The 22,632-nt window shown below is 63.7% G+C and carries 23 protein-coding genes and 1 pseudogene; 13 read left to right on the top strand and 11 right to left on the bottom strand.

Features of this window, described 5'->3' with window-relative positions; translation table 11 throughout:
- Positions 1-19: 19 nt before the first annotated feature.
- The 6 genes and pseudogenes from G6N68_RS31980 to G6N68_RS05780 form a co-directional block, all read left to right on the top strand.
- Positions 20-883, top strand: a pseudogene (locus G6N68_RS31980) (thiamine pyrophosphate-dependent dehydrogenase E1 component subunit alpha); the annotation flags it as partial.
- Between the two features lie 96 nt (positions 884-979).
- Positions 980-1,969 (top strand): alpha-ketoacid dehydrogenase subunit beta, encoded by a 990-nt coding sequence (locus G6N68_RS31975; protein WP_371871676.1) that lies wholly within the window; start codon positions 980-982, stop codon positions 1,967-1,969.
- A complete protein-coding gene (locus G6N68_RS05795) occupies positions 1,966-2,199 on the top strand; it encodes a biotin/lipoyl-containing protein (protein ID WP_163709029.1) in 234 nt (77 codons plus the stop codon). Before G6N68_RS31975 ends, G6N68_RS05795 begins: the two co-directional genes overlap by 4 nt.
- Positions 2,196-3,047, top strand: coding sequence for an enoyl-CoA hydratase/isomerase family protein (locus G6N68_RS05790; protein ID WP_163709026.1), 852 nt, complete (start codon positions 2,196-2,198; stop codon positions 3,045-3,047). Before G6N68_RS05795 ends, G6N68_RS05790 begins: the two co-directional genes overlap by 4 nt.
- Positions 3,048-3,117: 70 nt before the next feature.
- On the top strand, positions 3,118-3,915 hold the full coding sequence (locus G6N68_RS05785) for an enoyl-CoA hydratase/isomerase family protein (RefSeq protein WP_163709023.1): 798 nt from the start codon (positions 3,118-3,120) through the stop codon (positions 3,913-3,915).
- 10 nt (positions 3,916-3,925) lie between these two features.
- Entirely contained in the window at positions 3,926-4,690 is a 765-nt protein-coding gene (locus G6N68_RS05780) for an enoyl-CoA hydratase/isomerase family protein (protein ID WP_163709020.1), read from the top strand.
- Between the two features lie 2 nt (positions 4,691-4,692).
- Here the strand turns inward: G6N68_RS05780 and G6N68_RS05775 are convergent, their stop codons facing one another.
- Together G6N68_RS05775 and G6N68_RS05770 are read right to left on the bottom strand one after the other, a co-directional pair.
- Complete coding sequence (locus tag G6N68_RS05775) at positions 4,693-5,895, bottom strand: acyl-CoA dehydrogenase family protein (protein WP_163709017.1); 1,203 nt, start codon at positions 5,893-5,895, stop codon at positions 4,693-4,695.
- A gap of 2 nt (positions 5,896-5,897) precedes the next feature.
- Positions 5,898-6,710, bottom strand: a complete 813-nt coding sequence (locus G6N68_RS05770) for an enoyl-CoA hydratase-related protein (RefSeq protein WP_205351253.1) — start codon at positions 6,708-6,710, stop codon at positions 5,898-5,900.
- 100 nt (positions 6,711-6,810) lie between these two features.
- Here G6N68_RS05770 and G6N68_RS05765 point away from each other — a divergent pair, with 100 nt between their 5' ends.
- Together G6N68_RS05765 and G6N68_RS05760 are read left to right on the top strand one after the other, a co-directional pair.
- Entirely contained in the window at positions 6,811-8,007 is a 1,197-nt protein-coding gene (locus tag G6N68_RS05765; protein WP_163709013.1) for a cytochrome P450, read from the top strand.
- Positions 8,004-8,804 carry an enoyl-CoA hydratase/isomerase family protein gene (locus tag G6N68_RS05760; protein WP_240355392.1) on the top strand — a complete coding sequence of 267 codons (801 nt, stop codon included), beginning with the start codon at positions 8,004-8,006 and terminating at the stop codon, positions 8,802-8,804. Before G6N68_RS05765 ends, G6N68_RS05760 begins: the two co-directional genes overlap by 4 nt.
- A gap of 23 nt (positions 8,805-8,827) precedes the next feature.
- Here G6N68_RS05760 and G6N68_RS05755 read toward each other — a convergent pair whose 3' ends face one another.
- Positions 8,828-9,697 (bottom strand): mycofactocin-coupled SDR family oxidoreductase, encoded by an 870-nt coding sequence (locus tag G6N68_RS05755; RefSeq protein WP_163709011.1) that lies wholly within the window; start codon positions 9,695-9,697, stop codon positions 8,828-8,830.
- 106 nt (positions 9,698-9,803) lie between these two features.
- On the opposite strand from G6N68_RS05755, the gene G6N68_RS05750 reads away from it, so the two are divergent.
- Both G6N68_RS05750 and G6N68_RS05745 read left to right on the top strand, forming a co-directional pair.
- A complete protein-coding gene (locus G6N68_RS05750) occupies positions 9,804-10,376 on the top strand; it encodes a nuclear transport factor 2 family protein (RefSeq protein WP_240355391.1) in 573 nt (190 codons plus the stop codon).
- A complete protein-coding gene (locus tag G6N68_RS05745; RefSeq protein ID WP_240355390.1) occupies positions 10,373-11,305 on the top strand; it encodes an SMP-30/gluconolactonase/LRE family protein in 933 nt (310 codons plus the stop codon). Before G6N68_RS05750 ends, G6N68_RS05745 begins: the two co-directional genes overlap by 4 nt.
- A gap of 4 nt (positions 11,306-11,309) precedes the next feature.
- Here the strand turns inward: G6N68_RS05745 and G6N68_RS05740 are convergent, their stop codons facing one another.
- The gene (locus G6N68_RS05740) at positions 11,310-12,605 is read right to left on the bottom strand and encodes an amidohydrolase family protein (RefSeq protein ID WP_163709008.1); all 1,296 of its coding nucleotides are present in this window, start codon (positions 12,603-12,605) and stop codon (positions 11,310-11,312) included.
- 119 nt (positions 12,606-12,724) lie between these two features.
- Between G6N68_RS05740 and G6N68_RS05735 the strand changes: the two genes are divergently transcribed.
- Positions 12,725-12,937 (top strand): hypothetical protein, encoded by a 213-nt coding sequence (locus G6N68_RS05735; protein WP_163709005.1) that lies wholly within the window; start codon positions 12,725-12,727, stop codon positions 12,935-12,937.
- 20 nt (positions 12,938-12,957) lie between these two features.
- Here the strand turns inward: G6N68_RS05735 and G6N68_RS05730 are convergent, their stop codons facing one another.
- From G6N68_RS05730 to G6N68_RS05705, 6 genes are all read right to left on the bottom strand, one after another.
- Entirely contained in the window at positions 12,958-14,097 is a 1,140-nt protein-coding gene (locus tag G6N68_RS05730; RefSeq protein ID WP_163709002.1) for an acyl-CoA dehydrogenase family protein, read from the bottom strand.
- Between the two features lie 2 nt (positions 14,098-14,099).
- Positions 14,100-15,143: an acyl-CoA dehydrogenase family protein gene (locus G6N68_RS05725; RefSeq protein ID WP_163708999.1), complete on the bottom strand. Its 1,044-nt coding sequence runs from the start codon at positions 15,141-15,143 to the stop codon at positions 14,100-14,102.
- Position 15,144: 1 nt separating this feature from the next.
- Positions 15,145-16,338 (bottom strand): cytochrome P450, encoded by a 1,194-nt coding sequence (locus tag G6N68_RS05720; RefSeq protein ID WP_163708996.1) that lies wholly within the window; start codon positions 16,336-16,338, stop codon positions 15,145-15,147.
- Positions 16,339-16,390: 52 nt separating this feature from the next.
- Positions 16,391-16,843, bottom strand: coding sequence for a VOC family protein (locus tag G6N68_RS05715; protein WP_163708993.1), 453 nt, complete (start codon positions 16,841-16,843; stop codon positions 16,391-16,393).
- Positions 16,840-17,985 (bottom strand): CoA transferase, encoded by a 1,146-nt coding sequence (locus tag G6N68_RS05710; protein WP_240355389.1) that lies wholly within the window; start codon positions 17,983-17,985, stop codon positions 16,840-16,842. Before G6N68_RS05710 ends, G6N68_RS05715 begins: the two co-directional genes overlap by 4 nt.
- 62 nt (positions 17,986-18,047) lie before the next feature.
- A complete protein-coding gene (locus tag G6N68_RS05705; protein WP_163708990.1) occupies positions 18,048-19,283 on the bottom strand; it encodes a CaiB/BaiF CoA transferase family protein in 1,236 nt (411 codons plus the stop codon).
- Positions 19,284-19,390: 107 nt separating this feature from the next.
- Between G6N68_RS05705 and G6N68_RS05700 the strand changes: the two genes are divergently transcribed.
- A complete protein-coding gene (locus G6N68_RS05700; RefSeq protein WP_163708988.1) occupies positions 19,391-20,596 on the top strand; it encodes a cytochrome P450 in 1,206 nt (401 codons plus the stop codon).
- Positions 20,597-20,689: 93 nt separating this feature from the next.
- A complete protein-coding gene (locus tag G6N68_RS05695; protein WP_163718225.1) occupies positions 20,690-21,577 on the top strand; it encodes an alpha/beta fold hydrolase in 888 nt (295 codons plus the stop codon).
- A gap of 19 nt (positions 21,578-21,596) precedes the next feature.
- Here the strand turns inward: G6N68_RS05695 and G6N68_RS05690 are convergent, their stop codons facing one another.
- Positions 21,597-22,265, bottom strand: a complete 669-nt coding sequence (locus tag G6N68_RS05690) for a TetR/AcrR family transcriptional regulator (RefSeq protein WP_163708985.1) — start codon at positions 22,263-22,265, stop codon at positions 21,597-21,599.
- Between the last annotated feature and the right edge of the window lie 367 nt (positions 22,266-22,632).

Raw genomic sequence — 22,632 nt, 5'->3', positions numbered from 1 at the left:
TCTCGAGTTGTACCGGTTGATGAGCAAGGTGCACCACAGTGACCGACGCGTTCGAAAAGGGTTGTCATCAGGCGAGATTGCGATGAGTTACTGGCCGGTGGAGGGCCAGGAAGCGATGTCGGCGGGCGCAGCGTTGGCTCTCGCGCACGACGATCAGCTGGTCACCACTTATCGAGGCCTCGGCGACGTGGTTGCCAAAGGCATCGACCTGCCAAAATATTTTGCCGAGATTCTCGGACGAAGCACCGGCTTGTCGAAAGGCAAGGCGGGGGCAATGGGCATCTTCGACCCTGACCACGGGATCGCCTGGACCACAGGCATCGTCGGCGCGGGACCCCTGATCGCCAACGGGATTGCCCTGGCCGAAACCATGAAATCCACCGGGCGAATCGTGCTGGTTAGCTTCGGAGACGGCGCGACCAGCATCGGCTACGTCCACGAAGCGATGAACATGGCGGCGTTGTGGGCGCTACCGGTGGTGTTCTTCTGCCAGAACAACGCGTGGGCCGAATGCACCCCCGTGGCGGGCTACACGCGCTCGACGCGACTGTCCGATCGTGCCGCCGGCTACCAGATGCCCGGCGTGACCGTCGACGGCACCGATCCGCACGCCGTCTACCAGGCAGTCACGGAGGCCGTCGAGCGTGCGCGCTCTGGTGGCGGCCCGTCTTTCGTCGAGGCCGTCGCCTACCGCCTCCAGGGGCATTACTTCGGCGACCAGATGACCTACGCCGACCCCGACGAGCTTGCGGCCAAGCGCGCGGACCCCCCATTCGCGCGGTACCGGCAACATCTCATCGACAACGGCTCGGCCACCGAGGCCGAACTGGACCGCGTCGATGCCGAGCTGATTGCCGAGATCGATGCGGCCTTCGCCGCTGCGCGCGACGCCGAACCGACGGCGGTCGACGAACTCAACCTCGATGTCTTCGCCGGGAACGGCACCGAATTGGCCGCACCCGTGGTCCAGCGCGCCAGCGTGCCGGACGGCGACACCGAGGATCTCGGCCTGGTGCAAGCGATTCACCGCACGCTAGACCGCGCCATGGCCGCCGACGAATCGATCGTGCTGCTAGGGGAAGACATCGCCGACCCGGCTGGCGGCATGTTCAAGATCACAGCGGGGCTGTCCACGAAGTACGGTGCCGACCGGGTCCGCGACACCCCGATCGCCGAGAGCTCAATCATCGGCGCCGCACTCGGAGCTGCTCTCGGTGGACTGCGGCCGGTCGCGGAGCTGATGTTCATGGACTTCCTCGGAGTCGCCATGGACCAAATCGCCAACCATGCGGCAAAGATTCGCTACATGTCCGGCGGCCGGCAGGGCGCGCCGATGATCATCCGCGTCATGGTGGGCACCGCCGCGGGCCCACAGCACTCGCAAGCATTCGAAGCCTGGGCGATGCACACCCCGGGTATCAAGGTCGTCTGGCCCAGTACCGCCGCAGACGCCGTCGGCCTGCTCAATGCGTGTCTGGCAGAGGATGATCCTTGCCTGTTCGTCGAGTCGATGAAGCTGTTTTACGGAGGCGGCAAAGGACCAGTCCCGACCGCCGACTATGTGATCCCGTTGGGGCAGGCCGACATCAAGCGTGTCGGCAACGACGTGACCATCTGCACCTACGGAGCTACGGTGCACGCGGCGCTGGACGCGGCTGATCGCCTTGCCGACGAGGGTGTCTCGGTCGAGGTGGTCGACTTGCGGACCCTCGTGCCATTGGATCTGACCACAGTGCTCGAATCGGTTCGCAAGACGCGCCGCCTGGTCGTAACACACGAATCGGTCGGGTTCTGCGGACCCGGCGCTGAGATCGCGGCCGCGGCGGGGACCGAATTGTTCGACGTTCTCGAGAGACCCATTCAACGGGTGGCCGGCAGCTACACACCGGTGCCGCGGGCCGCGACCTTGGAAGCCGCTTGCCGCCCGGACGCCGCCCGTGTCGCCGACGCCATCAGGAGGATCGTGTGACAGAGGTGCGCATGCCCAAGCCGGGTGACGCGATCACCGAAGCCGAATTGACCGGGCGCTACGTTGCCGACGGCGCGCGAGTTGCGGAGGGCGACTTGCTATATCAGATTGCCACGGACAAGGTGGAGATGGACATCGAAGCTCCGGCAAGCGGCGTGGTTGTCTGGAAGGCCGACGTCGGAAATTCCTACGACGTAGGTTCCCTCCTCGCGATAATCGAGGACAAATGACCGCTCTGCCGCATTCAACCGATGTTGACCTGGGCGCGCCTGAGCTCGCCGGACGGATCGAGGGCGACACGTTGATCGTCACGATCAACCGGCCCGAAAAGAAGAACGCCGTCACTGCGGACGGCTATCACGGAATCAAACGGGCGGCCATGATCGTCGCCGATGAGCCCGCCTTGAATTTTCTGGTGATCACCGGCGTTGGCGAAACCTTCTGCGCCGGCGGGGATATGAACGCCGACCAGAACCCGGACCGGCGGTGGGATGCTTTCACCGAGTCCTACGACGGGACGCCGTTCGAAACGTTGGGCAAGATTCCCAAACTCGTCGTGTGCGCGGTCAACGGCATCGCGCTCGGTGGGGGTCTGGTCATGACGTTGTTCGCGGATCTGGTTGTCGCCTCCGATAAAGCTCGATTTCGCGTGCCAGACCTCACCCGCGGCGTGTATGAGGCGTTCGTTGCCGCGAGACTGCCACAGCGACTGGGCACGCTGCGGGCCAATCACCTTATTTACGGGAATGATTGGATCGATGCGGCCGAGGCGGAGCGACTCGGCCTGGTCGGCAAGGTCGTGCCGCACGACACCCTTCTTTCCGAGGTCGCCACTCTGCTCGATCGAGTTCGCAAGACCGGTCCCGCCGCACGTGCAGCAATGAAACGCGAAATGGCCCGCGCCTTACCCCCCGTCGACGTCACCGGTTACTGGTCATCCATCGGGACTGCCGAGCAGATCGAAGCTTTTACCGCGTTCTTGCAGAAGAGATCACCGGAATGGCCACCCGTCAATAACGACCGAGCCGCCTTCGTGCATACCCGTCGTCCGATCTGGTTGCCACCCCAACCCGACTGACGTCGCGTCAACGTCAACCGACAGCGCCTTACATGACAGATAGACATTATTTGTTCTATCATTCAGCATGATGACGGACCTACCGCGCGGCACCTCGGAACTGACCGGGTGCGACGAAATCCTGGTTGCGGCGGACGGGCCAGTCCGGATCGTGACGTTGAACAACCCGGACAACGCCAACGCGGTCAACAACACGATGCACACCGCGTTCACCCGACTGTGGGCCTCGCTGGCCGAAGACCCCGACGCGCGCGCGGTCCTGATTACTGGCACAGGCGATTACTTCTCCGCGGGTGGAAACCTGGTGGAATGGCTGGAAACCCACGTCAACAACCCGGTCACCCGCCGCGCCGGGATGCGCGACGCTCGGCGAATCGTGCGTGACATGATCGATTTTCCGCTGCCTGTTGTCGCTGCAGTGAACGGGCCGGCGGTCGGATTCGGCTGCAGCATTGCCGTGTTGTGTGACATCGTGCTGATCTCCGACCGGGCGTTCTTCGCCGATACCCACGTCGCAAGCGGTCTCGTCGCCGGCGACGGCGGGTCGGTGCTGTGGCCGTTATTGATGAGCCTGATCAAGGCCAAGGAGTACCTGATGCTCGGCGAGCGCATCAAGGCAGAGAAGGCCGTTGAGTTGGGTCTGGCCAACCGGGTTGTACCGCACGCCGAGATCAAGCAAGAGGGCCTCGCGGTGGCACACCGCCTCGCCGCGCTGCCGCCGCGCGCGGTTCAGGACACCAAGCGGACATTGAATCTGCATGCGCAACGCGCGATTACCGGCATTCTTGAGTACGGAATATCAGCCGAGACGGAATGTTTCACCACTCCCGAGCACCGCGCCGCGATCGACAAGTTCCTCAACCGGTAGCGCACAGGCTATGGACGACACCGCGGACGCTCCACTAATCCTGCGCGAAGACCACGACGGGGTCACGACACTGTTGCTCAACCGGCCCCGCCAGCGCAACGCTTTGCGCTACGAGTCGTGGACCGAGCTATCGGTGCTACTCGGCGCTGTCGTCGACGACCGCAGCGGCGCCGTGATTCTCGCCGGATCAAATGGATTCTTCTGCGCCGGTGGAGATTTGAAGGCCGGCCCGGCCCACGGTGATGGACCCCTGGCGCCCGCCGGCCGCGTCGAACACGCACAACGGGTGATGGCGCAACTCAGGGCACTTCCGGTGCCGACGATCGCTGCGATCGAGGGTGCCGCGGTCGGCCTCGGTTGGAGCCTGGCCCTCTCGTGCGACCTCGTTGTGTGTGCCAGCGACGCGTTCTTCGCTGCGCCGTTCGTGGCGCGCGCGGTGGTGCCCGACGGCGGACTGGCCTGGCGCCTCACGGAGCAACTGGGTCGGCACCGTGCGGCTTCGCTGTTGCTCCGCGGTGGCAGATTGCCTGCGATCGAAGCCGAACGGATGGGACTAGTCACCGATTTGGCGGAACCTGGAACGGCGATAGACCGTGCGCGTGATATCGCCATCGAGTTGATGAAAGCCGACCCGGGTGCGATGGAAATGACCAAAAGGCTTATCAATTCGGCCGAAAGCGCTCAACTGGCAACGTTCCAGCCGCTCGAACTGGCGATGGCGACCGTGGCACAGCAACGCTCGGCCGCGGCAGCCGCACGGACCGCTTTCTCTTAACCTCAGCGGGGCAGGCCCAGGCCGGACGTCGAGATCAAATCGCGCTGGATCTCGCTGGTCCCCCCACCGATCGAGTGCAGCAACGAGAGCAACAGCCCCTCGGAGAAATGGCCGTGCAGCAGGGCGTCCGGATCATCGGGTAAGAGTTCTCCTGCGGGACCGAGTATCTGGGCTCCGAGCGAGCGAAGTTCGGCGGTCAGTTCGGAGTGGTACAGCTTGGACAGGGACGGCAGAGCGGGATCCAGGGCGCCCGCGGCTTGCAGGGTCGCCACCCGGTAGGACAGCGCGCGACCGACCTCGACACGTTCGAAGGCCCGGGCCAGCGCGATACGGGTGTTCGGATCAGCGAGCGGATCGTGCAGCGCGCCTTGTTGAGCGTGACACCAGTCGATCAGTTCGTCGAGATAGCGCTGAGCCTGCGCGGCCCGAGTAATATTCGACCGCTCCACCTCAAGCAGCGCTTTGCCGACCGTCCACCCCTGCCCCTCGGCCCCAACGAGATTGGCCGCCGGTACCCGGACGCCGTCGAAAAATTCCTCGGCAAAAGTGGGATAGCCGGTCATCGACCTGATGGGCCGGCGGGTGATACCGGGAGTGTTCAGGTCGACCAAGAAGAACGAAATGCCCGCCTGGCGCCTTTCGGCGACCGGCGCCGTGCGGGCCAGCACGAAAATCCAATCGGCGAGAACGCCGTTGCTGGTCCACGTCTTCTGCCCATCGAGGATGTAATGGTCGCCATCGCGTCGGGCGGTCATGCGCAGCGCAGCCAGATCCGACCCGGCCTCGGGTTCGGAATACCCTTGTGCCCACATGCGTTCCGAGCGCGCGATGGCAGGCAGGTGCTCCGCCTTCTGTTCGGGCGTGCCGTATTTGAACAATATGGGCGCGAGCATGTTGACGCCGTTGGTGTTCACCAGGGGCGCCCCCGCATAGGCGAGTTCCTCACGTATGACGACCTGTTCGACGACCCCTCGCCCGCCCCCGCCGTACTCGGCGGGCCAGTGCGGCACGAACCATCCTTGGGCGTGTAATTCCCGACAGAACGCGACGGCGCGGTCGTGCGCGTCGCGCGGTAGGTAGTCGGGATTGGCCGCGGTACGGCGAAATTCATCGGGCAGGTTACGGGCAAGCCACTCACGGACCGAAACTCGCAGCGATTCGGTCTTCTCGTCCCCGCCAAACCGGATGATCGGCTTAAGCGGCATGCTCAGATCCGGTCAGTGGGTTTCGAGCCCTTCTTCATCAGTTGTGCCAGAAATTGTTGGAACTCCGCGCTGCCGGTCACCATCGCCTGCAGGTCATTGCTGGCCTGCTGATGGGTGCGGAAACCCATGGTTTCCCAGGCCCGGATGACGCCGGACTTGACCGCTTGCAACGTGATCAGCGGGGCCTTGGCGATCTGCGCGGCCAACTCCTCGACGGTGGTTTCGAGTTCGTCAGCGGGCACCACCCTGTTGACCAAACCAAACTCCAGCGCCTCGGCGGCGGTCAACCGCTGGGCGGTGTAAAGGTACTCGGCGGCGCGTTTGTAGTTCATGAATACCCACGGCTCGAACATCGTTTCGGCGCCCGGCAGCCCGAATCCGGGAACCAGTGGCATCTGGAACCAGGCGTCCTCGGAGCAAACGGTGATCTCGGGGATCAGCGCCCAGGTGGTGCCCCCGCCGATCGCGTAGCCGTGCACCTGAGCGATCACCGGCTTGGGGAACTCCCAAAGCTTGAGGACCGGCCACAGAAACAACTGCGCGGCCGATCGCCAGACTTTCCCCGATGCTTCGAGCTCGGCCTTGAACTCTGGATACGCGCCAGTGGGCACGTGACCCGAGCAGAAGCCCCTGCCGTTGGCCTTGATGATGACGACCTTGATGTTGTAGTCGTACTGCGCGTCGTCTAAGGCATGGTTGACGCTGTGGACCATTTCGGAGGTCTGGGCATTGGCGGCATCCGGATTGTTCAGAATGATCCGGGCGATGGGACCGTCTTTTTCATAGATGACATGCTCGAGCTCTTGCGTTTCCACGTTATGGTTCGTCCTCTCGACAGGGCTGGGAGCCCGTAGCACCACGATAGTGCAACTACACATATAATGTATTACTGTTCTTTGCGGAAGGGCGGTGCTGATGACCACGACGGACTTGCGTTGGGATCCTTTCGACCGTGCCCTGCATGTTGACCCGTACGCGGTGTGGAAGCGATTGCGCGACGAAGCACCGGTGTATCGCAACGAGGAATACGACTTTTACGCGTTGAGCAGGTTCTCCGACGTACTGGAGGCGTCGCTGGACACCGAGACCTTCTCCTCGCAGCACGGCATCACGTTGGACGCGATCACCGCTGAACCCTGGCCATCGCCCAGGGCGATGATCATGATGGATCCCCCCGATCACACCGCGTTGCGGAAAATGGTCAACCGCACGTTCTTTCGGACCAAGATCGCAGAACTCGAGGAGCATATCCGCGGGCTGTGTCGCGGCTACCTAGACCCTTTCGTCGGGAGCGGCGGCTTCGACTATGTGCGCGATTTTTCCATGAAGTTGCCGGTGATGGTGATCAGCTCCCTACTCGGATTTCCCGAGGAGGATCACGACAACCTGCGGGAATGGTCGGATGCCCAGATCCACCGGGACGACGGCTCACCAAAGCTCAGCGAGGCGGGCCGGGAGGCCAACGTCAAGCTGTTCAGCTATTACACCGCCCAGGTCCAGCAACGCCGGGCCAACCCGACCGACGATATCGTCGGTAATCTGATGGTTTCCGACCTCGTCCAACCCGACCGCGAGACTCGTCGCCTGGACGACACCGAGTTGTTGATGTTCATCGCGATGATCAACGTCGCGGGTAACGAGACGGTGGCGCGGCTACTTGGCTGGGCGGGTCTGACGCTTTGGCGCCATCCAGAGCAGCGGGCCAAGCTGGTCGCCAATCCCCAGTTGATCGGCAACGCCGTCGAGGAACTGCTTCGCTATGACGCGCCGTCGCCGGTGCAAGGCCGCTACACCGAACGCGACGTCACCTTCCATGGCCAGCTCATACCCAAGGGCTCGCGGGTGGCGCTATTGACTGGGTCCGCCGGTCGCGACGAGCGCCAGTACGAGAACCCGGACGTTTTCGATGTCGAACGAACCGGAATCCGCCACGTCAGCTTCGGCCACGGTTCACATTTCTGCCTGGGTGCCGCGCTTGCGCGCCTGGAAGCCCGGGTAGCGCTGGAGGAGACGCTCGCGCGGTTTCCAACGTGGGACGTCGACGAAGATGCGGTGCGATATGTGCACACCAATTCGGTGCGTGGCCCGGCCAGCGTGCCCATCCGACTGTGATCACTCCCGATGTGGTGGTACGCACCGAGGATGGGGTGCGCTGGCTGATCCTGGACCGTCCGGACGTCGGCAATTCGGTAACGCGTGCCATGCAGCGCAGCCTCATCGAAAATCTCGCTGATGCCACCGAGAATCCCGACGTGCGGGCCGTGGTGCTTACCGGATGCGGAAACAAACACTTCTGTACTGGACCGAATTTGCGTGACCCTGGAATGCAACCGCGGAAGGACCGCATCGCCGGCGATGCGGCGCGCATCTTGCGTTCGGGTTCACAAGCGGTGGTCTCGGCACTGCTCGATTGCGAGAAGCCGGTACTCTGCGCGCTCAACGGTGTCGCTGCCGGAATCGGCGCGAGCATGGCGCTGGCCTGCGACCTCATCGTTGCAGCCGAAAGCGCCCGGCTGATGGCGCTTTTCACGCGCCGAGGTCTGGCACCCGACGGCGGCGCCGCCTACCTACTGGCCCGCAAGGTGCCCTTCAACGTCGCCAAACAACTGCTGTTTTTCGGCGAAACGCTGACAGCGCCCGAAGCCTACCGAATCGGCCTGGTCAACAAAGTGGTGCCAGACGGCGACCTCCTCAGCGAGGCGACCGCCTGGGCGCAACGCCTCGCACAAGGACCGACCCGCGCTCTCGCCGCCGCCAAGGCGATGCTCAATCACGCCCTCGACGTCGACCGTGATGCGGCGTTTCGCACCGAGGCGCTGCTCGTGGAACAGGTCGCCGCCACCGACGATGTTGCCGAAGGAATGGCAGCCTTTGTCGAACGACGCGACCCCGAATTCCGCGGCCGCTGATGAGCTCGCGACGAATTCCGCTGCTAGATACCCATTTTCAGGCCAGCGCCCGCATCGACGAACAGCTGCTGTCCGGTGACGTACCGGGATTCGTCGGAGGCCAGGTACACCACCAGATGGGAGACGTCCTCGGGCTCTATCCACGGGACCGGCATGAGCTGCAGCAGCGGAAAGACGAGTTCGGCGTCCTCTCGACTCGGGTCAGGCAGGTCCGGACGAAATGTCCGGTACATCGCCGAGTTGTGCAACATCCCGGTGTTGACGTTGGTTGGGTGCACGGTGTTGATGCGAATCTGCTCGGGCGCCAATGTCAGGGCAAGCCCCTTGGTGTACTCCCCCAGCATCTTCTTGGCGAGCCCGTAGCCGGCGCCGCCGGGGCCCTGTGGCCCACCCCCAGTGGCCAGATCCTTTTGCGGGACAAGCCCGGCCACCGATCCGGTAACGATGATCGAGGCACCCGCCCGCAAGTGATCGATGCTCGCGTGGACCGCGTTCACGACGCCGACAAAGTCGACGTCGAACGCGTCCATGAATCCCCGCGACGGAACATTGTTGCCCAGTGGGCAAATTCCCGCGTTCGCCACGACAACGTGCAGGCCGCCCAGCTCCGCGACGGCCTCGTCGATCGCCTTCTTCAACGAGACGCGGTCACGTACATCGGCAACAGCAGATATCGCCCTCCGACCTGACTTTTCGACGAGCTTGACGGTCTCGTCCAGATCCTCGCGGGTAGCCAGCGGATACTGATTGGTCTCGATGTCGGCGCAGATGTCCAGCGCGATGATGTCGGCACCCTCGTCCGCAAGGTGGATGGCGTGGCTTCGACCCTGTCCCCGCGCCGCACCCGTGATCACGGCCACCTTGCCGCTCAGCCGGCCGCTCAGACGCTGCATTTGCTCCTCCATCTGCGGGTGCGCGAACCCGCCAACCTTATTGGATGATAGAACACTCAGTGTTAATCTGTCACTTACGACAGCTCACGTGATTCGAGGTCGCACCTTGCCACAGGAAGGGGTGCTCGGCGCAGCAGCGGTCCGGGACATGTTGGCACGCGAGGAGATTCACCAGCTTGCCTATCGCTATGCCGCCGCGATCGAGACCCGCGATGTTGACGCGATGGCTGACCTGTTCGTTCCGCACGCCCGGTTCGGCGAGTACGGAGGGGGCCGCGACGGGCTGCGGTTGCTGATGTCACGGAGCCTCCGGGAAAGCGTCTTCTCGGTCATTCTCGTCGCCAACCACATCATCGAACTCGACGGCGAGGACCGCGGACATGGGCAAGTCTGGGCACAGTGCTTCGCGCAGACCCACTCCGACGGGTTCATCGAACAACTCATCAGATACGACGATCGCTACGAGAAACATGCGGGTCGGTGGTGTTTCCTGCATCGCAGGCACCGCCTCTATTACGGCGTCCGCCGAGAGAATTCGCCGCTGACCCAACGGGCCGCCCAGTGGCCAGCAAATCAAATCGGCGTGGGTGACCTGCCCTTGTCCGATCCCACCTTCATCGACTGGCGGAACACGACCAAAACCGTTGCGCCGCCGCAACACAACGAGCCGCCGCGATGATCCAGTGCATATCCGACGGGTTGGCATTTCCGGAAAGCCCGATAGCCTACGAGGACGGCTCGGTCGTGGTGTCCGAGATGGCGGCCGGCCGCATCACCCGGGTTCTCCCCGACGGGGCAACCGAGACTGTCGCCATCACCGGAGGCGGACCAAATGGGGTCGGCAGGCTCCCCGACGGGCGACTGGTGGTGTGTCAGAACGGAGGATCGCGGTTCGGCCTCGGCGCGTGGCCGTACGAGTTCGAGGGGTGCGTACGGCTTTTCCGGCCGGTAGGTCCACCCGATCAACCGGTACCGCCCGCACTGCAAATAGTCGCCCCGAGTGGTCACGTCAGCACGCTGGCCACGGAATTCACCACGCGCTCGGGGAAGGTGCTGCCGCTGGTGCGACCCAGCGACATTTGTGTTGACGGTCAAGGCGGCTTCTACGTGACAGATGGCGGAACTACGCGAGGCCGCACGCGCAGCATGACCGGGCTGCTTTACGGCACCGTCGAAGATGGCCTGCGCGAAATCGTCTATCCGCTGGAAATGCCCAACGGCGTGGCACTTTCGGCCGACGGCGCGGTGCTGTATGTGGCGGAGACACGGACGCGACGCATCTGGGAGTTCGAGCTCGAGCGACCCGGAGTCGTTGCCGCGGCCCGCGGACTGACGACGGTGCCCAGTGGCGGCCCGCTCAACATCGGCGGGGCCGACGGAGTCTGCGTCGATGAAGCCGGGCGCGTACTGGTCGCCACGCTCGGGACGGGCGGCGTCACGGTCTTCTCCCCCACGGGCGAGCTCTTGGGCTCGATTCCCGCCGACGACCCGATGACAACCAACGTGACATTGAGCTGCGACGGAAAGACGTTGTTCATGACCCTAGCGTCGACGGGCCGTCTGATAGCGGTCAAGAATTGGCTGCAGGCAGCGGGTGTGGCCGATTGATTCGTCAGGCCTTCTGAGCCTTCTGTTCCTCCATCTTGTTGAGGAAGGCCTCGAAGCCAATCCCCCCGTGGGCCGCCATGATCTCGTCATAGTCGTACTCGGGCGGGTTGCCGCCGTTCGGGCGCCAGCCGGCATCCGCGGTACAGGACTTGAATCCCTCCTCTGGAAAGGAGTACCAGCGACGGGCGTTCAGTTCGACGATCTTGGCGGCCTCCTCGTCAGGGACATCGGCCAGCATCTCCTCGGCGCGCGCACGGCTCTTCGGCCAGAACGAATCGGAGTGCGGGTAATCGCATTCCCAGGTGATGTTGTCGATCCCGATCTCGTGGCGCATCGCCATCCCTACCTCGTCCTCGATGAAACATCCGGAAATGTTGCGGCGGAACAGTTCTGACGGCGCGACGGTCGGGTGGATGTTCTGATAGAACTTGTGTTTGCGCCAGACGTAGTCGGCGCGCTCGACAAGATAGGGCATCCAGCCGACACCACCCTCGCTGAACGCGACCTTGAGGTTCGGATGCTTGTGAAACACGGGCGAGAAGATGAGCTCGGTGGCCGCCGCCATCGAGGTGGTGCCCATCAGTGTGATCATCACCGCGAACGGCGCCTCGGGCGCGGTCTGGGGCGGGAATCCGCCACTGCCGAAATGCATTACCGCCGTCAGGTTGGTCGCCTCCAGCGCCGACCACACCGGTTCCCAGTAGGCGGTGTGGTAGCTGGGTAGTTTCAGATTGGTCGGGTTGTCGGGCAGTCCGATCGCGCGCGCCCCCTTGGCTGCCACCCGCTCGATCTCTGCGACGATGAGCGCCGCATCCCACAGCGGCGTGATGGCCATCGGGATGAACCGGGCGGGGTCGGTGGCGCACCACTCGTCGAGCGAAAAGTCGTTCCACGCCTTGACGCTGAGCAGGGCCAGTTCCTTGTCCTCGCCTTCCAGAAACACCGTGCCGCAGAACCGCGGAAACGATGGAAAGCACAACATGGCATGCACACCGTCGATGTCCATGTCGGCGAGGCGCGCTTTGGGGTCGTAACATCCGGGGATCATGTCGGCGTAGCGAATCGGATCGACGCCGAACTCTTCCGGCGATCGGCCCGCAACGGCGTTCAGCCCGATGTTCGGATAGGCCCTGCCCTCGTAGACCCACTGCTGCATCGGTGGAGCACCCTCGCGTGGGAAGTCGACGATGCGCGGCCCCTGGTCGACATACTTCTTGGGCAGTCGGTCCCGCCACACATGAGGCGGTTCGATGAGGTGGTCGTCGACAGATAGAAGCTTCATCGATGGCTGCAGGGGCATCGTCGGCGTCCTCGACTCTCGTCTCGTGCGGTACGGTACAAATAGACAACTTATGCCTAATTGACTATACCGCCGGTTCTGAGTCGTCCTCAAACAGCGGGCGGGCATTGAGGAGAGACATGGATCCGCGCCGACGCATCCCCCACGACGACTGGGCCGACCAGGACCTGCTCACCAAGAGCGAAGCGGCAGAGCGGCTCGCGGTCGAGATCGCCGAGGTCACCGCCAAGCTCGATGGGCCCGATGCCGGTTCCGGCGCGGCGAGAGAGATTCTCGAGCGCCGACTGCACGGGCTCAAAGAGGCCCACAAGCACCTGACCGAGGAAAGTTAAGACTGCGATGCAGCGGCGGCTCAGCTGCGCGGCAGGCCGAGCACGCGCTGCGCGACGATATTGCGTTGAATTTGCGCGGTCCCACCGTAGATGCTCGCCGAGCGCGACCAGACGTAGACGTCCCACTCCAAACCTTCGGTGAGCAGCGGGTCGGCGCCGCGCAGATCCATCATGGTGTGGGCGAACAACTGGTCCGCGCGGGTGAGGAGCAGCTTGTCAATTGATCCCTCCGGCCCGGGAAGCTTTCCCTGCTGCCGCTCGGTGAGAGATCGCTGCACCTTGATCTGCAACGCCCGCAGCGCAACATATGACTCGCCGAGCCGCGCCCGAATCGCGGGTGAGTCGTCCAGTCGACCGGCGCGGATATCGTCCTCCAACCGCCTCAGCTGAGTTGAGAGGCGACTGATCCAATTGATGTCACTGGGTCCTCGTTCGTAAGCCAGCAGCTGATTGGCGATGGCCCAGCCCTGGCCGCGTTCGCCGAGGAGGTTTTCGACCGGCACGTGGACGTCGTCGAAAGTGATCTGGGTGAATTCCCGGTTTCTTGCGGCGTTCACGATGGGCCGCACCTCGATGCCCGGTGTGGACATGGGAACCAGCAGCACCGAGATACCGGCGTGCTTGGCCGCGTCAGGTTCGGTCCGGCACAGCAGGAAGCACCAGTCGGCAACGGCCCCGAAGCTGGTCCAGATCTTGCGTCCGTTGACACGGAACACCGGACGGCCGTCGACGTCGACCAACTCGGCCCGGGTCTTCAGACCGGCCAGGTCGGAGCCCGCCTCGGGTTCGGAGAACCCTTGACACCACCGCACGCGGCCGGACAACAAGCCGGGCAAGAGGTCGTCCCGCTGTTGGTCGTTCCCGAACAGCCGCAATGCGTTGCTGAGGTGACCGACACCCTCGATGGGCGGAGCGCCCGCTCGGCCAAGTTCGTCGTTGAGGATCGCCTCGTAGATGGGTGGCTTGCCGTGTCCCCCATACTCGACGGGGAACGAAAGGCCGATATACCCCGCCTCGTAAAGCGTTTGATGCCAGGCATTCTGGGCGTCTGCACGGGCGGCGGGATCCGCTGGGATGGTGGCTTCGGCGGCATGTTCGGCGAGCCACTGCCGAAGTTCGGCGCGAAATTGCGCTTCGGGTGCGGTGTCGTTGAAGTCCACTGTTACGCGAGCTCCCGGTTCGCCAGGCGCATTGCCCCGATGGCCTCGTAGTGGACCGTCTCGTCACCGAACAACCGCCGATCAAGCAGCGCGCGACGCAGCCGTAGATGTGACACGTGCTCCCAGGTGATAGCGATTCCGCCGAACACCTGAACGGATGTCTCCACCACCTCGCGCCCAGCCGCGGAGGCATATGCTTTGGCCGTCATCGCGGCCAGACGTGCCTCATCGACCGGGAGTTGGTCGATGGCCCACGCGGCATGCCATAGGCAACTGCGGGCGCCCTCGACCTGCACCAGCGCGTCGGCGAGTAAGTGCCCGATGGCCTGGAAGGAGCCGATTTTCACGTCGAACTGGGTGCGCTCGCCGGCATACTGCACCGCATCATCGAGCGCCCCCTGCATGACCCCGACAAGATCGGCGGCGATCGCCGTCATGGCCAGCGCAGTCGCCCGCTGCCACCTCTCGTCGCTGATCGACTTCCCGATGACGGTGCCAGCTTCTGCCAGATCCGCTGGTACGCGGCGGAACTCGCGAGTGAGATCCAAGGCGTCCGACTTGGCCCCGCCCAAGGGCGCGCAGACCAGCCGGCGTTGCCCGTCCAGCCGGGTCTCTATTAGCGCATGGGTGGCTCCCACGGCGTCGAATGCGAGTGCTTTCTCCCCTGCGGTACCGAATTCGGTTAAGGCAGCGCTCAATACGGGCGCGACCCGCAAGTTGCCGCCGGCGACTAGGTCCAACTCGTGCTCAGCGTCGGCCGCCTCGAGCAGTTCGGTGGCCAGCACCGCTTGACCGATCACCGGCACCGCGCTGAGCGTGCGCGCGAGTTGCTCGATGACGATGACGGTTTCGACGCCACTTGCCTCGAGACCGCAGTGCGCGGACGAACGCAGCGTCGGCACCCCTAGTTCGACCACGTCGCGCCACTGGGCGGCGAGTGTCTCCGCGGAAGGCAGTCGCTCGGAACCTTCGACGCCAAGGGTCTTTGCAAGCCGGCCCGCGGTGTCCTGCAGCAGTTGCTGCTCGTCGGTGAGGCAGATTTCCATGTCAGCGCAACGTCATCTCCACGCTGGTGTAGCCACGCACCGTCGCGGTCAACACCCGCTCGCACGCCCCAATGGTGTAGTCCGGAAATTTTCTTGCAACGTAGTCGAAGACGAGCTGCGCCTCGCGGCGCGCCAGCCATTGCCCGAGGCAGATGTGGATACCCCAACCGAAATACACGTCGGTGCCCCGGGGCCTGCCGATGACGAAGCGGTCGGGATCCTGATAGCGGCGTTCGTCCCGGTTGGCGCTGCCCAGCAGCAGCAGCACCCAGTCACCGGCGTTCATCGTCACGCCGTGGCGCTCGATGGGCCGCGTCAGGGTGCGCGCCACCCAATGACTGGGTGTGTCGTAGCGCAGCGCCTCGTTGACCGCGATCGGAATCAGGCTGCGGTCCTTAATGATTCGTTGCCACTGATCCGGGTGCTCCGCAAGCGCCACCAAGCCGTTGGAGATCAATTTCTGTGTGGTCTCCGATCCGGCCGCCGACAGCAGATTGCAGAACATGAGCACCTCGTGCCCCGTCAGCGAACGCTCACCACCCGTTTCGGGGTCGTCGAAGGTGGCCCGCAGGACGATGCTGATCAGGTCATCGCCTGGGTCGGTTCGCCGGCGGTCGATCAGGTCGCCGATGTACTGGCTGATCATCCGGTTTGCTTGGATCGCTTTAGCCGGCATGGCGACTTGGCCTTCCTCGCGGGTGAGGAAGTCTTCCCACCAGACGCGAAGTTGGGCGCGATCGCCGTGCGGCACCCCGAGCAGGTCACCGATCACGTCGGTGGGAACCGAGAACGCGAAGGCCTCCATGGCGTCGACGGTGGTACCCGGACGCAGTCGGTCCATGTGTGTGGCGACAACCCTTTGCAGCGCGGCGTCCATCGCCGCGACGGCTTTTGGTGTGAAGAAGCCTTTGAGGACACCACGAATGCGGTCGTGACGGGGGGGATCCATGGAGATCACCGAGTATTTTCGGCCGTCGTTGTCGGGGTTCTCCGGCGCCGGACCCAGTTTGGACGAGAAGGTTTCCCAGTCGCGCAGGGCCTGCGAGACGTCGTCGAACCGGGACAGCACCCACCAACGGTCGTCGGGGTCCCGGTACACGGGCGCCTCGTCACGCAAGCGGCGATAGACAGGGTACGGATCGTCGAAGATCGCCTTGGAGAACGGCGAATACATCAACTCCCTGGTTGCCCGCACGGTACCAACTCTATCAGTTGCATGAACAATCAAACATAATCTGACTAGTTGCTCAGTCCGCAGCTGCCGGCCGACTTTCGATCAACTCGATCCAGTTGCCATCGGGGTCGGTTGCCATGAGCCCGCGACTCCCGCCCGCAAATGCCACCGTCCGATCGGCCCACGCCTTTCCCCCGTAACGCTCGATGAGCGAGACGAGTCCGTCAGGGTCATCGACGCGAAACGACAGATGGGTGAAGCCCAGCGCATTCAATTGCCGCGGTTGACCGTCGCCGTGCACCCCCGGCACCGGGTAGCCCAGCAACTCCAGCCGAAATCCGTCGCGCTGCAGGTAAACAAGATCCAGCACCAGACCCGGCACGCCCAGCAATGTCGCCGTCTCGGGATTGGCCACGCGCATGCGGCGAACTTCCTCGAAACCAAGTGCGGCACAATAGAAAACAGCTGAACTTTCGATGTCGGAAACACACAGCCCGATGTGGGTCAGCGCGAGGCGGGCGGTCATCGGTCGTCGTCCAATAGTTCGTCGAGCAGGTCATTGTGCTCACCGAGCAGTGGCGGGCGACTACGAGGACCGGCGGGTGTAGCGCTGAAAACATATGGCACACCCGGATACTCGAACGTTTCGTTCAGTTCCTCATGACGCACCGGAACCCGGAAACCCCGGGCCGCGATGTGCTTGTCCTCGAAGGCCTCGTCGGGCGACAGCACCGCACCGGCCGGGAATCCCCTGCGTTGGCTCTCCAAGAAGTACTCCTTGGCGGGCAACCGGGAAGCGATCAGCGTCATGGCACCCCGGGCCGCGGTCAGGATCGCGGTGGTTTCGTCGTCTGCACCGATCAGAGCTATGTCCACGGGCGCTTCGCGGGACGCGGCCAGCTCGAGGAATACCGATTCAGGAAACTCGTCCACTAGGTCGAGATCGGCCAGCCAGGCGAACAGGTCGGCGTACTCGCTGGGCTTTCTGGGCAACACTCCCGTGGTGGCGTAGGCACCGTCAGCACAACGCACCTGGGTCGGCTGACTAGGGGTGAAGTACGCGTGGCGCCCGGTCTGGCGTACACACGTCTCGTTGTTCACCAGCCAGTGGTAGGTGGTCTGTTCCGAGGTGACGTTGCACGCCGCGTTCACGCTGACGTCGACAAGTTGACCGTCGCCGGTCTGGTCGCGGTGCGCAAGGGCAACCAAGGTGCCGATCGCGCAATACATTCCGGCGATATTGGCCGATTGTTCGCCACCGCCCCGGATCGGCGGCAGCGAGTGGTCGTCGTAGCCGCAGTTCCATACCGGCCCGCCCCCGGCGAGCATGGTGAGGTCGGTCACTGGGTGGTCAGCGCGGACGCTATTCAAGCCGAACGGGCTGACCGCCACCCAGACCAGCGCGGGATGGTTTGTCGCCGGCCTGATGTCTTTGACCGCGCCAGCCCCCGAGATCACCACGTCTGCCGTGGCGATCAGGCGCCGGAGAGCGTTCATCCCCTCCCCCGAGCCGAATTCAACGGTCACCGAGCGCTTGCCCACATTGCCGCTCCACCAACGCAGGCTGGACTCGGATCCGGCGCCGCCGGCGAATGGCGGTCGCGCCCGGTCCGCCGAACCACCAGGAGGTTCCACGACGACCACGTCGGCACCGAGCTCGGCGAGCAACCGACCGCCTACGGCGGTGAATTGGTCGCCGATCTCGACTACCCGTATGTCATTCAGCGCGTTCAGATCACACCCTGTTTCGTCAGTTCGTCCAGCTCTCGATCAGTGCGGCCGAGCAGGCCGCCCAGTACATCGCGATTGTGTTCACCGAGGCACGGTGCCGCGCGCTGAATGCGCCACGGCGACGCCGAGAGTCGCAGCGGAATGCCCTCGACCCGCACCGTGCCGATCTCTGGGTGCTGCACCGTGGGGAAAAGGCCCCACTCTTCTAGGTCGGGATCGTCGTCGATCCGTTCGCGAGGAGATTTCACGACACTCGCAGGAACACCGGCACCAACAAGCTCATTCGCCAAAGTCGCGGGCTCCCGGGTGCGAGTACGGGCGGCGACCAGCCCGTCGAGTTCAGCACTGGACGCGAGCCGCTGGTCGAGGGTGGCGAAACGGTCGGCGACCAGTTCGGGTTCGTCCAAGACTTTGGCCAGTACGGCGACATCACTGTCGTCTCGGCAGGCTATGGCGATCCACCGGTCCTCTCCGAGGCACGGGTAGATCCCGTGCGGGGCCATTTCCCCGAAGTCGGCGTGGTTGCCGTTGGGCAGCCCCGCTCTGCGGGTCGACCGCTTGTTGACCGTCCAGTCGAGCACTTCTGTCGGCAGCATCGCGATACCGGCCGGCACCGTTGCCAAATCGACGTGCTGGCCCTCGCCGGTGCGCTCCCGATGGTGCACCGCCGCCAGAATCGCAATGACCATGTAATAGGCGGCGATGTGGTCCATGTAGGAGAAACCCCATCCGGCCGGCTCGCTGTCCGGCAGCCCGGAGGTGAAGGTCAGGCCGCTGAGCGCCTGCACAATCGGACCCCACGTCTTGAAATCTCGGTACGGCCCGGTGTGGCCGAACCCGCAGTTGGAGACGTAGATAATGTCGGGCTTGATCCGCCGCAGGTCGTCGTAGCCGAATCCCATCCGGGCGAGCACGCCGGCCGCAAAGTTCTCACACACGATGTCTGACAACGCGATCAGCTCGCGCAGCAGTTGCTTACCCGGATCGACACGCAGGTTGATGGTCACGCCGAGCTTGCCGACGTTGTGGTTGTTGAAGCCGGCGCCCAGGTTGACTCCCCTGCGCTCGTCGACGAACGGCCCGACACCGCGCAGCGCGTCCCACATCCCGCGAGTGACCGGATCTTCGACGCGGATCACCTCGGCTCCGAAGGCGGCCAGGATCTTCGTCGCGCCCGCTCCGGCCAACTGGCCGCCTAGATCGCACACGCGCAGATGGGATAGACCGCGGGTCATCATGCAACAATAAGACATAATTTGTTCTGCTGCCAACGTGGCATCCGTAGGCAGAAGCGGCCGGGAGCTGCTCGCAGAGTGACAACAAATGTTCTATTGTTCAAAGAATGGTGACGATCGCAGCCGCCCGATTTGACGAACCGGCGTTCTACCTCGGCGACCCGAACGCGACATTCGCGCAGCTGCGCGACACCGACCCCGTGCATTGGTATGACGAGGGCAAGTTCTGGGTCATCACTAAATACGATGACATCAAAGGGATTTCGGCGCGCCCGGAGAAGTTCAAGTCGGAGCGCATCGGCATCATGATGGATCTGATCGCCCACCGTGAGGGCCGAGACCCGCAGGGTTACGGGACTCGCGGCATCATGTTCATGGACCCCCCGGAACACCGCGCGCACCGGAAGGCAATCGGGGTCCGGTTCACACCCGCCGCGGTGGCGAAGCTGGAGGAGCGGGTCCGCCAAGTCGTGCACGACGTCCTCGACGACTTGCCGAACGGTGAGTTCGACTGGATCGAGCGGGTGGCCGAGCCCATTCCCGTCTATGTGTTCGCATACTTGCTGGGGGTGCCCGAAGAGGACTGGCCCAAGGTCGCCGGGTGGGCGACCACGATCGCAAATGTCGGCAGCGGCGTGGCCAGCGATGAGGACTACACGTTCATCTTCGAACACATCGGCCCCTACCTCATGGGTTTGGTCGCCGAACGCAAGGAGCAACCACGGGACGATCTGCTCACCATGCTGTCCACCGTCACCATCGACGGGGAGCCCTTCACGGACATGGAGGTGATGATCTACGCGCTGACGCTACTGGCGGCGGGCAGCGAGACGACACAAAGCCTGATAGCGGGAATGGCGGACTGCCTCGACGGTCATCCCGATCAGGCCGCAAAGCTGTTCGCCGAACCGAGTCTGAGCGGCAACGCAGTCGAGGAGGTCCTTCGATACTGGACGCCGGTCATGAGCATGGCACGCCAGGCCGCCCAGGATGTCAAATTACGCGGCGTAACCATCAAAGGAGGCGACGGCGTGCTGCTCGCCTACGCGTCGGCCAATCGCGACCAGGACCATTGGGGGCCTACCGCGGAGCGGTTCGACATCACCCGCGAAGACGCTGCAAGCCATCTGGGATTCGGTGTCGGGGAGCACTTCTGCATGGGCGCCGCACTTGCCCGGCGTGAAGCACGTTTGCTGCTGGAGGAAGTCACCAGGCGCGCCAAGGGCGTTCATGTGGTCGGCGACCGCGTGCCGCGGGCATCGGCGCTGGTCCACACCCACGACCACTTGCCTGTCGTCCTGGACTACCGCTGAAGCCCTCATCCATGAGCGGACCGATGGCCGGGGCGCGCGTCCTCGAGCACGACCGAGAGTATCGCTAACGTGCTCGAGCCCGGTGAACGGTCAATGGAAATCAACGGCGGCAGCGTCGTTTATGAACTCCTCGGGGAGGCAGGCGAACTCATCGTCCTGACGCCCGGAGGCCGGTTCAGCAAGGACAGCGACTGGTTTCGACCGCTGGCCGACGGGCTTGTCGCCGGCGGCAAACGCGTGCTGTTGTGGGACCGGCCAAACTGCGGCAGATCCGATGTCCAGTTCTTCGGTCCGTCCGAATCACACATGCGCGCCGACACGCTCTATGAGCTGCTGACCAGATTGGTTGCCGGGCCTTGCGTGCTGGCCGGCGGTTCGAGCGGGGCCAGAGACTCGATGCTGACCGCCATTCTCTATCCCGAGGTCGCGTCAAAACTGGTGCTGTGGAACATCGTCGGCGGCATCTATGGGTCCTTTTTCCTCGGTTCCTACTACGTGATTCCCAGCATCGTCGCCGTACGGGGGCTCGGCGGAGGAGGCATCGGGATGGCGGCATTGCTCAATGCGCCTGAGTGGCAAGAACGTATCGCCGCGAACCCCAACAACCGCCAACGGCTGCTGGACATGGACAGTGCCGAGTTCTTGAAGGTGATGAAGCGTTGGCTCAACGCCTACGTACCCAAGACCGGACAGGCAATGCCCGGCGTCGACGACGAGATGTTCGAGCGAATCACGGTACCCACCTTGATCTTCCGTGGCTCCGACAGCGACTGGGACCATCCACGCCGCACGTCTCTTGACGTGAGCTGCCTGATCAAGGGATCCCTCGTGGTCGACCCGCCGTGGCCGGACGACTACTGGCTGCGCGCCGCGGAGAAGTTTTCGACGGGCGAGGCAGGACGATTTACCTTGTTCGACAACTGGGTGCTACTGGTAGACCCAATCCTTGAATTCCTCAGTGGTCACCAGTCGTCGGAGTAATCCGGCTACGCCGGCATCTTCACGCTGAATTGTCAGTTCTGCGCGCCGGCTTGGCTGCTGCGAATGACTCCAGCGTCTCCACGGTACGTGTCGTCTGCCGATAGTGAATCGCCGGGGCCAACCACCCAGCTATGAAGCGGCGCAGCGCCATTCGATCTCCGACATGGTCACCAGGATCGACAACCAGCGAATGGAACGTGCGGATGCAAAGCTCACCGACCTCGTCGAGCGCGACGTCATCGTAGCCGTGCCGCGTCCAGTCCACGTCGTACCGACGTAGCATCGAGCGTCCGAACGCCGAGGCCAACTCTGAGGCGAAGGGCAACGCCGGCGAGTCGTTGACCCGAGCGGTGAGGACTTGATGAATCTGCGGGTCACCAGCCAGGCTTTCGACTGCAAAAGCAACGCCTTCAACCAACGCTGCCACAGGATCGTGCAGTCCACGGACATGCTCCGCGAACCGTTCCATGAACCCGTCGGCTGAACGCACCCGACTTCCCGCCAGCAGTGCCTCGGTGCCGGGGAAATAGCGGTACACGGTCGGGCGGCTGACGCCAAGAATGCGCGCAACTTCAGTCACGCGAACGGGCTTCCCGCGTTCGACGAGTAAATCAACGGCATCGAGGATTCGGTCGATCGCTTCCTCGTCGGATGCGGGGGTGTGGCCCGACCAACCGTGTCTACGCACGCCGGACTCCGGACTGACCGATCGCAGTAGCAGTCGCGACGCACGAGCAGCCAAACGCCCCGAAATCGCCTGCGGGAGAACATGCAATCTGGGATTCGCGCATCATGTTTTACCAACCAGCTCGGCGTATTCTCGGTCTGACGATCTAGACAAAATGTAATGTCTGACATGCAGCCCGTCAACCGGCACGACGGTGGGACGCCGTAACAGGCTGATTTATGGCTGATATCGCCAATAGACATACCGGTCATGAGGAGCCCAACACATTCAGACTTTACACTTCATGCGATAATGGCTAGTCTCAGGGGCGCGACCGTCCGGCCAAACGCGTCGCTTGCGGCAGCCGAAATCGAGGCGCTGTATTAGC

Origin of the sequence: Mycobacterium bourgelatii (assembly GCF_010723575.1) — a bacterium.
GTDB lineage: Bacteria > Actinomycetota > Actinomycetes > Mycobacteriales > Mycobacteriaceae > Mycobacterium > Mycobacterium bourgelatii.
Note: the sequence above shows the minus strand (reverse complement) of the source record. Positions and strands in the feature narration are given on the sequence as shown.

What these genes read in the sequence shown, in the direction of transcription:
- G6N68_RS05705 (WP_163708990.1), bottom strand. Translation starts at nt 19,283, where the DNA reads ATGACCCGCGGTCTATCCCATCTGCGCGTGTGCGATCTAGGCGGCCAG.
- G6N68_RS05735 (WP_163709005.1), top strand. Translation starts at nt 12,725, where the DNA reads ATGGATCCGCGCCGACGCATCCCCCACGACGACTGGGCCGACCAGGAC.
- G6N68_RS05785 (WP_163709023.1), top strand. Translation starts at nt 3,118, where the DNA reads ATGACGGACCTACCGCGCGGCACCTCGGAACTGACCGGGTGCGACGAA.
- G6N68_RS05765 (WP_163709013.1), top strand. Translation starts at nt 6,811, where the DNA reads ATGACCACGACGGACTTGCGTTGGGATCCTTTCGACCGTGCCCTGCAT.
- G6N68_RS05780 (WP_163709020.1), top strand. Translation starts at nt 3,926, where the DNA reads ATGGACGACACCGCGGACGCTCCACTAATCCTGCGCGAAGACCACGAC.
- G6N68_RS05740 (WP_163709008.1), bottom strand. Translation starts at nt 12,605, where the DNA reads ATGCCCCTGCAGCCATCGATGAAGCTTCTATCTGTCGACGACCACCTC.
- G6N68_RS05715 (WP_163708993.1), bottom strand. Translation starts at nt 16,843, where the DNA reads ATGACCGCCCGCCTCGCGCTGACCCACATCGGGCTGTGTGTTTCCGAC.
- G6N68_RS05790 (WP_163709026.1), top strand. Translation starts at nt 2,196, where the DNA reads ATGACCGCTCTGCCGCATTCAACCGATGTTGACCTGGGCGCGCCTGAG.
- G6N68_RS05700 (WP_163708988.1), top strand. Translation starts at nt 19,391, where the DNA reads ATGGTGACGATCGCAGCCGCCCGATTTGACGAACCGGCGTTCTACCTC.
- G6N68_RS05775 (WP_163709017.1), bottom strand. Translation starts at nt 5,895, where the DNA reads ATGCCGCTTAAGCCGATCATCCGGTTTGGCGGGGACGAGAAGACCGAA.
- G6N68_RS05695 (WP_163718225.1), top strand. Translation starts at nt 20,690, where the DNA reads ATGGAAATCAACGGCGGCAGCGTCGTTTATGAACTCCTCGGGGAGGCA.
- G6N68_RS05725 (WP_163708999.1), bottom strand. Translation starts at nt 15,143, where the DNA reads ATGGAAATCTGCCTCACCGACGAGCAGCAACTGCTGCAGGACACCGCG.
- G6N68_RS05755 (WP_163709011.1), bottom strand. Translation starts at nt 9,697, where the DNA reads ATGCAGCGTCTGAGCGGCCGGCTGAGCGGCAAGGTGGCCGTGATCACG.
- G6N68_RS05745 (WP_240355390.1), top strand. Translation starts at nt 10,373, where the DNA reads ATGATCCAGTGCATATCCGACGGGTTGGCATTTCCGGAAAGCCCGATA.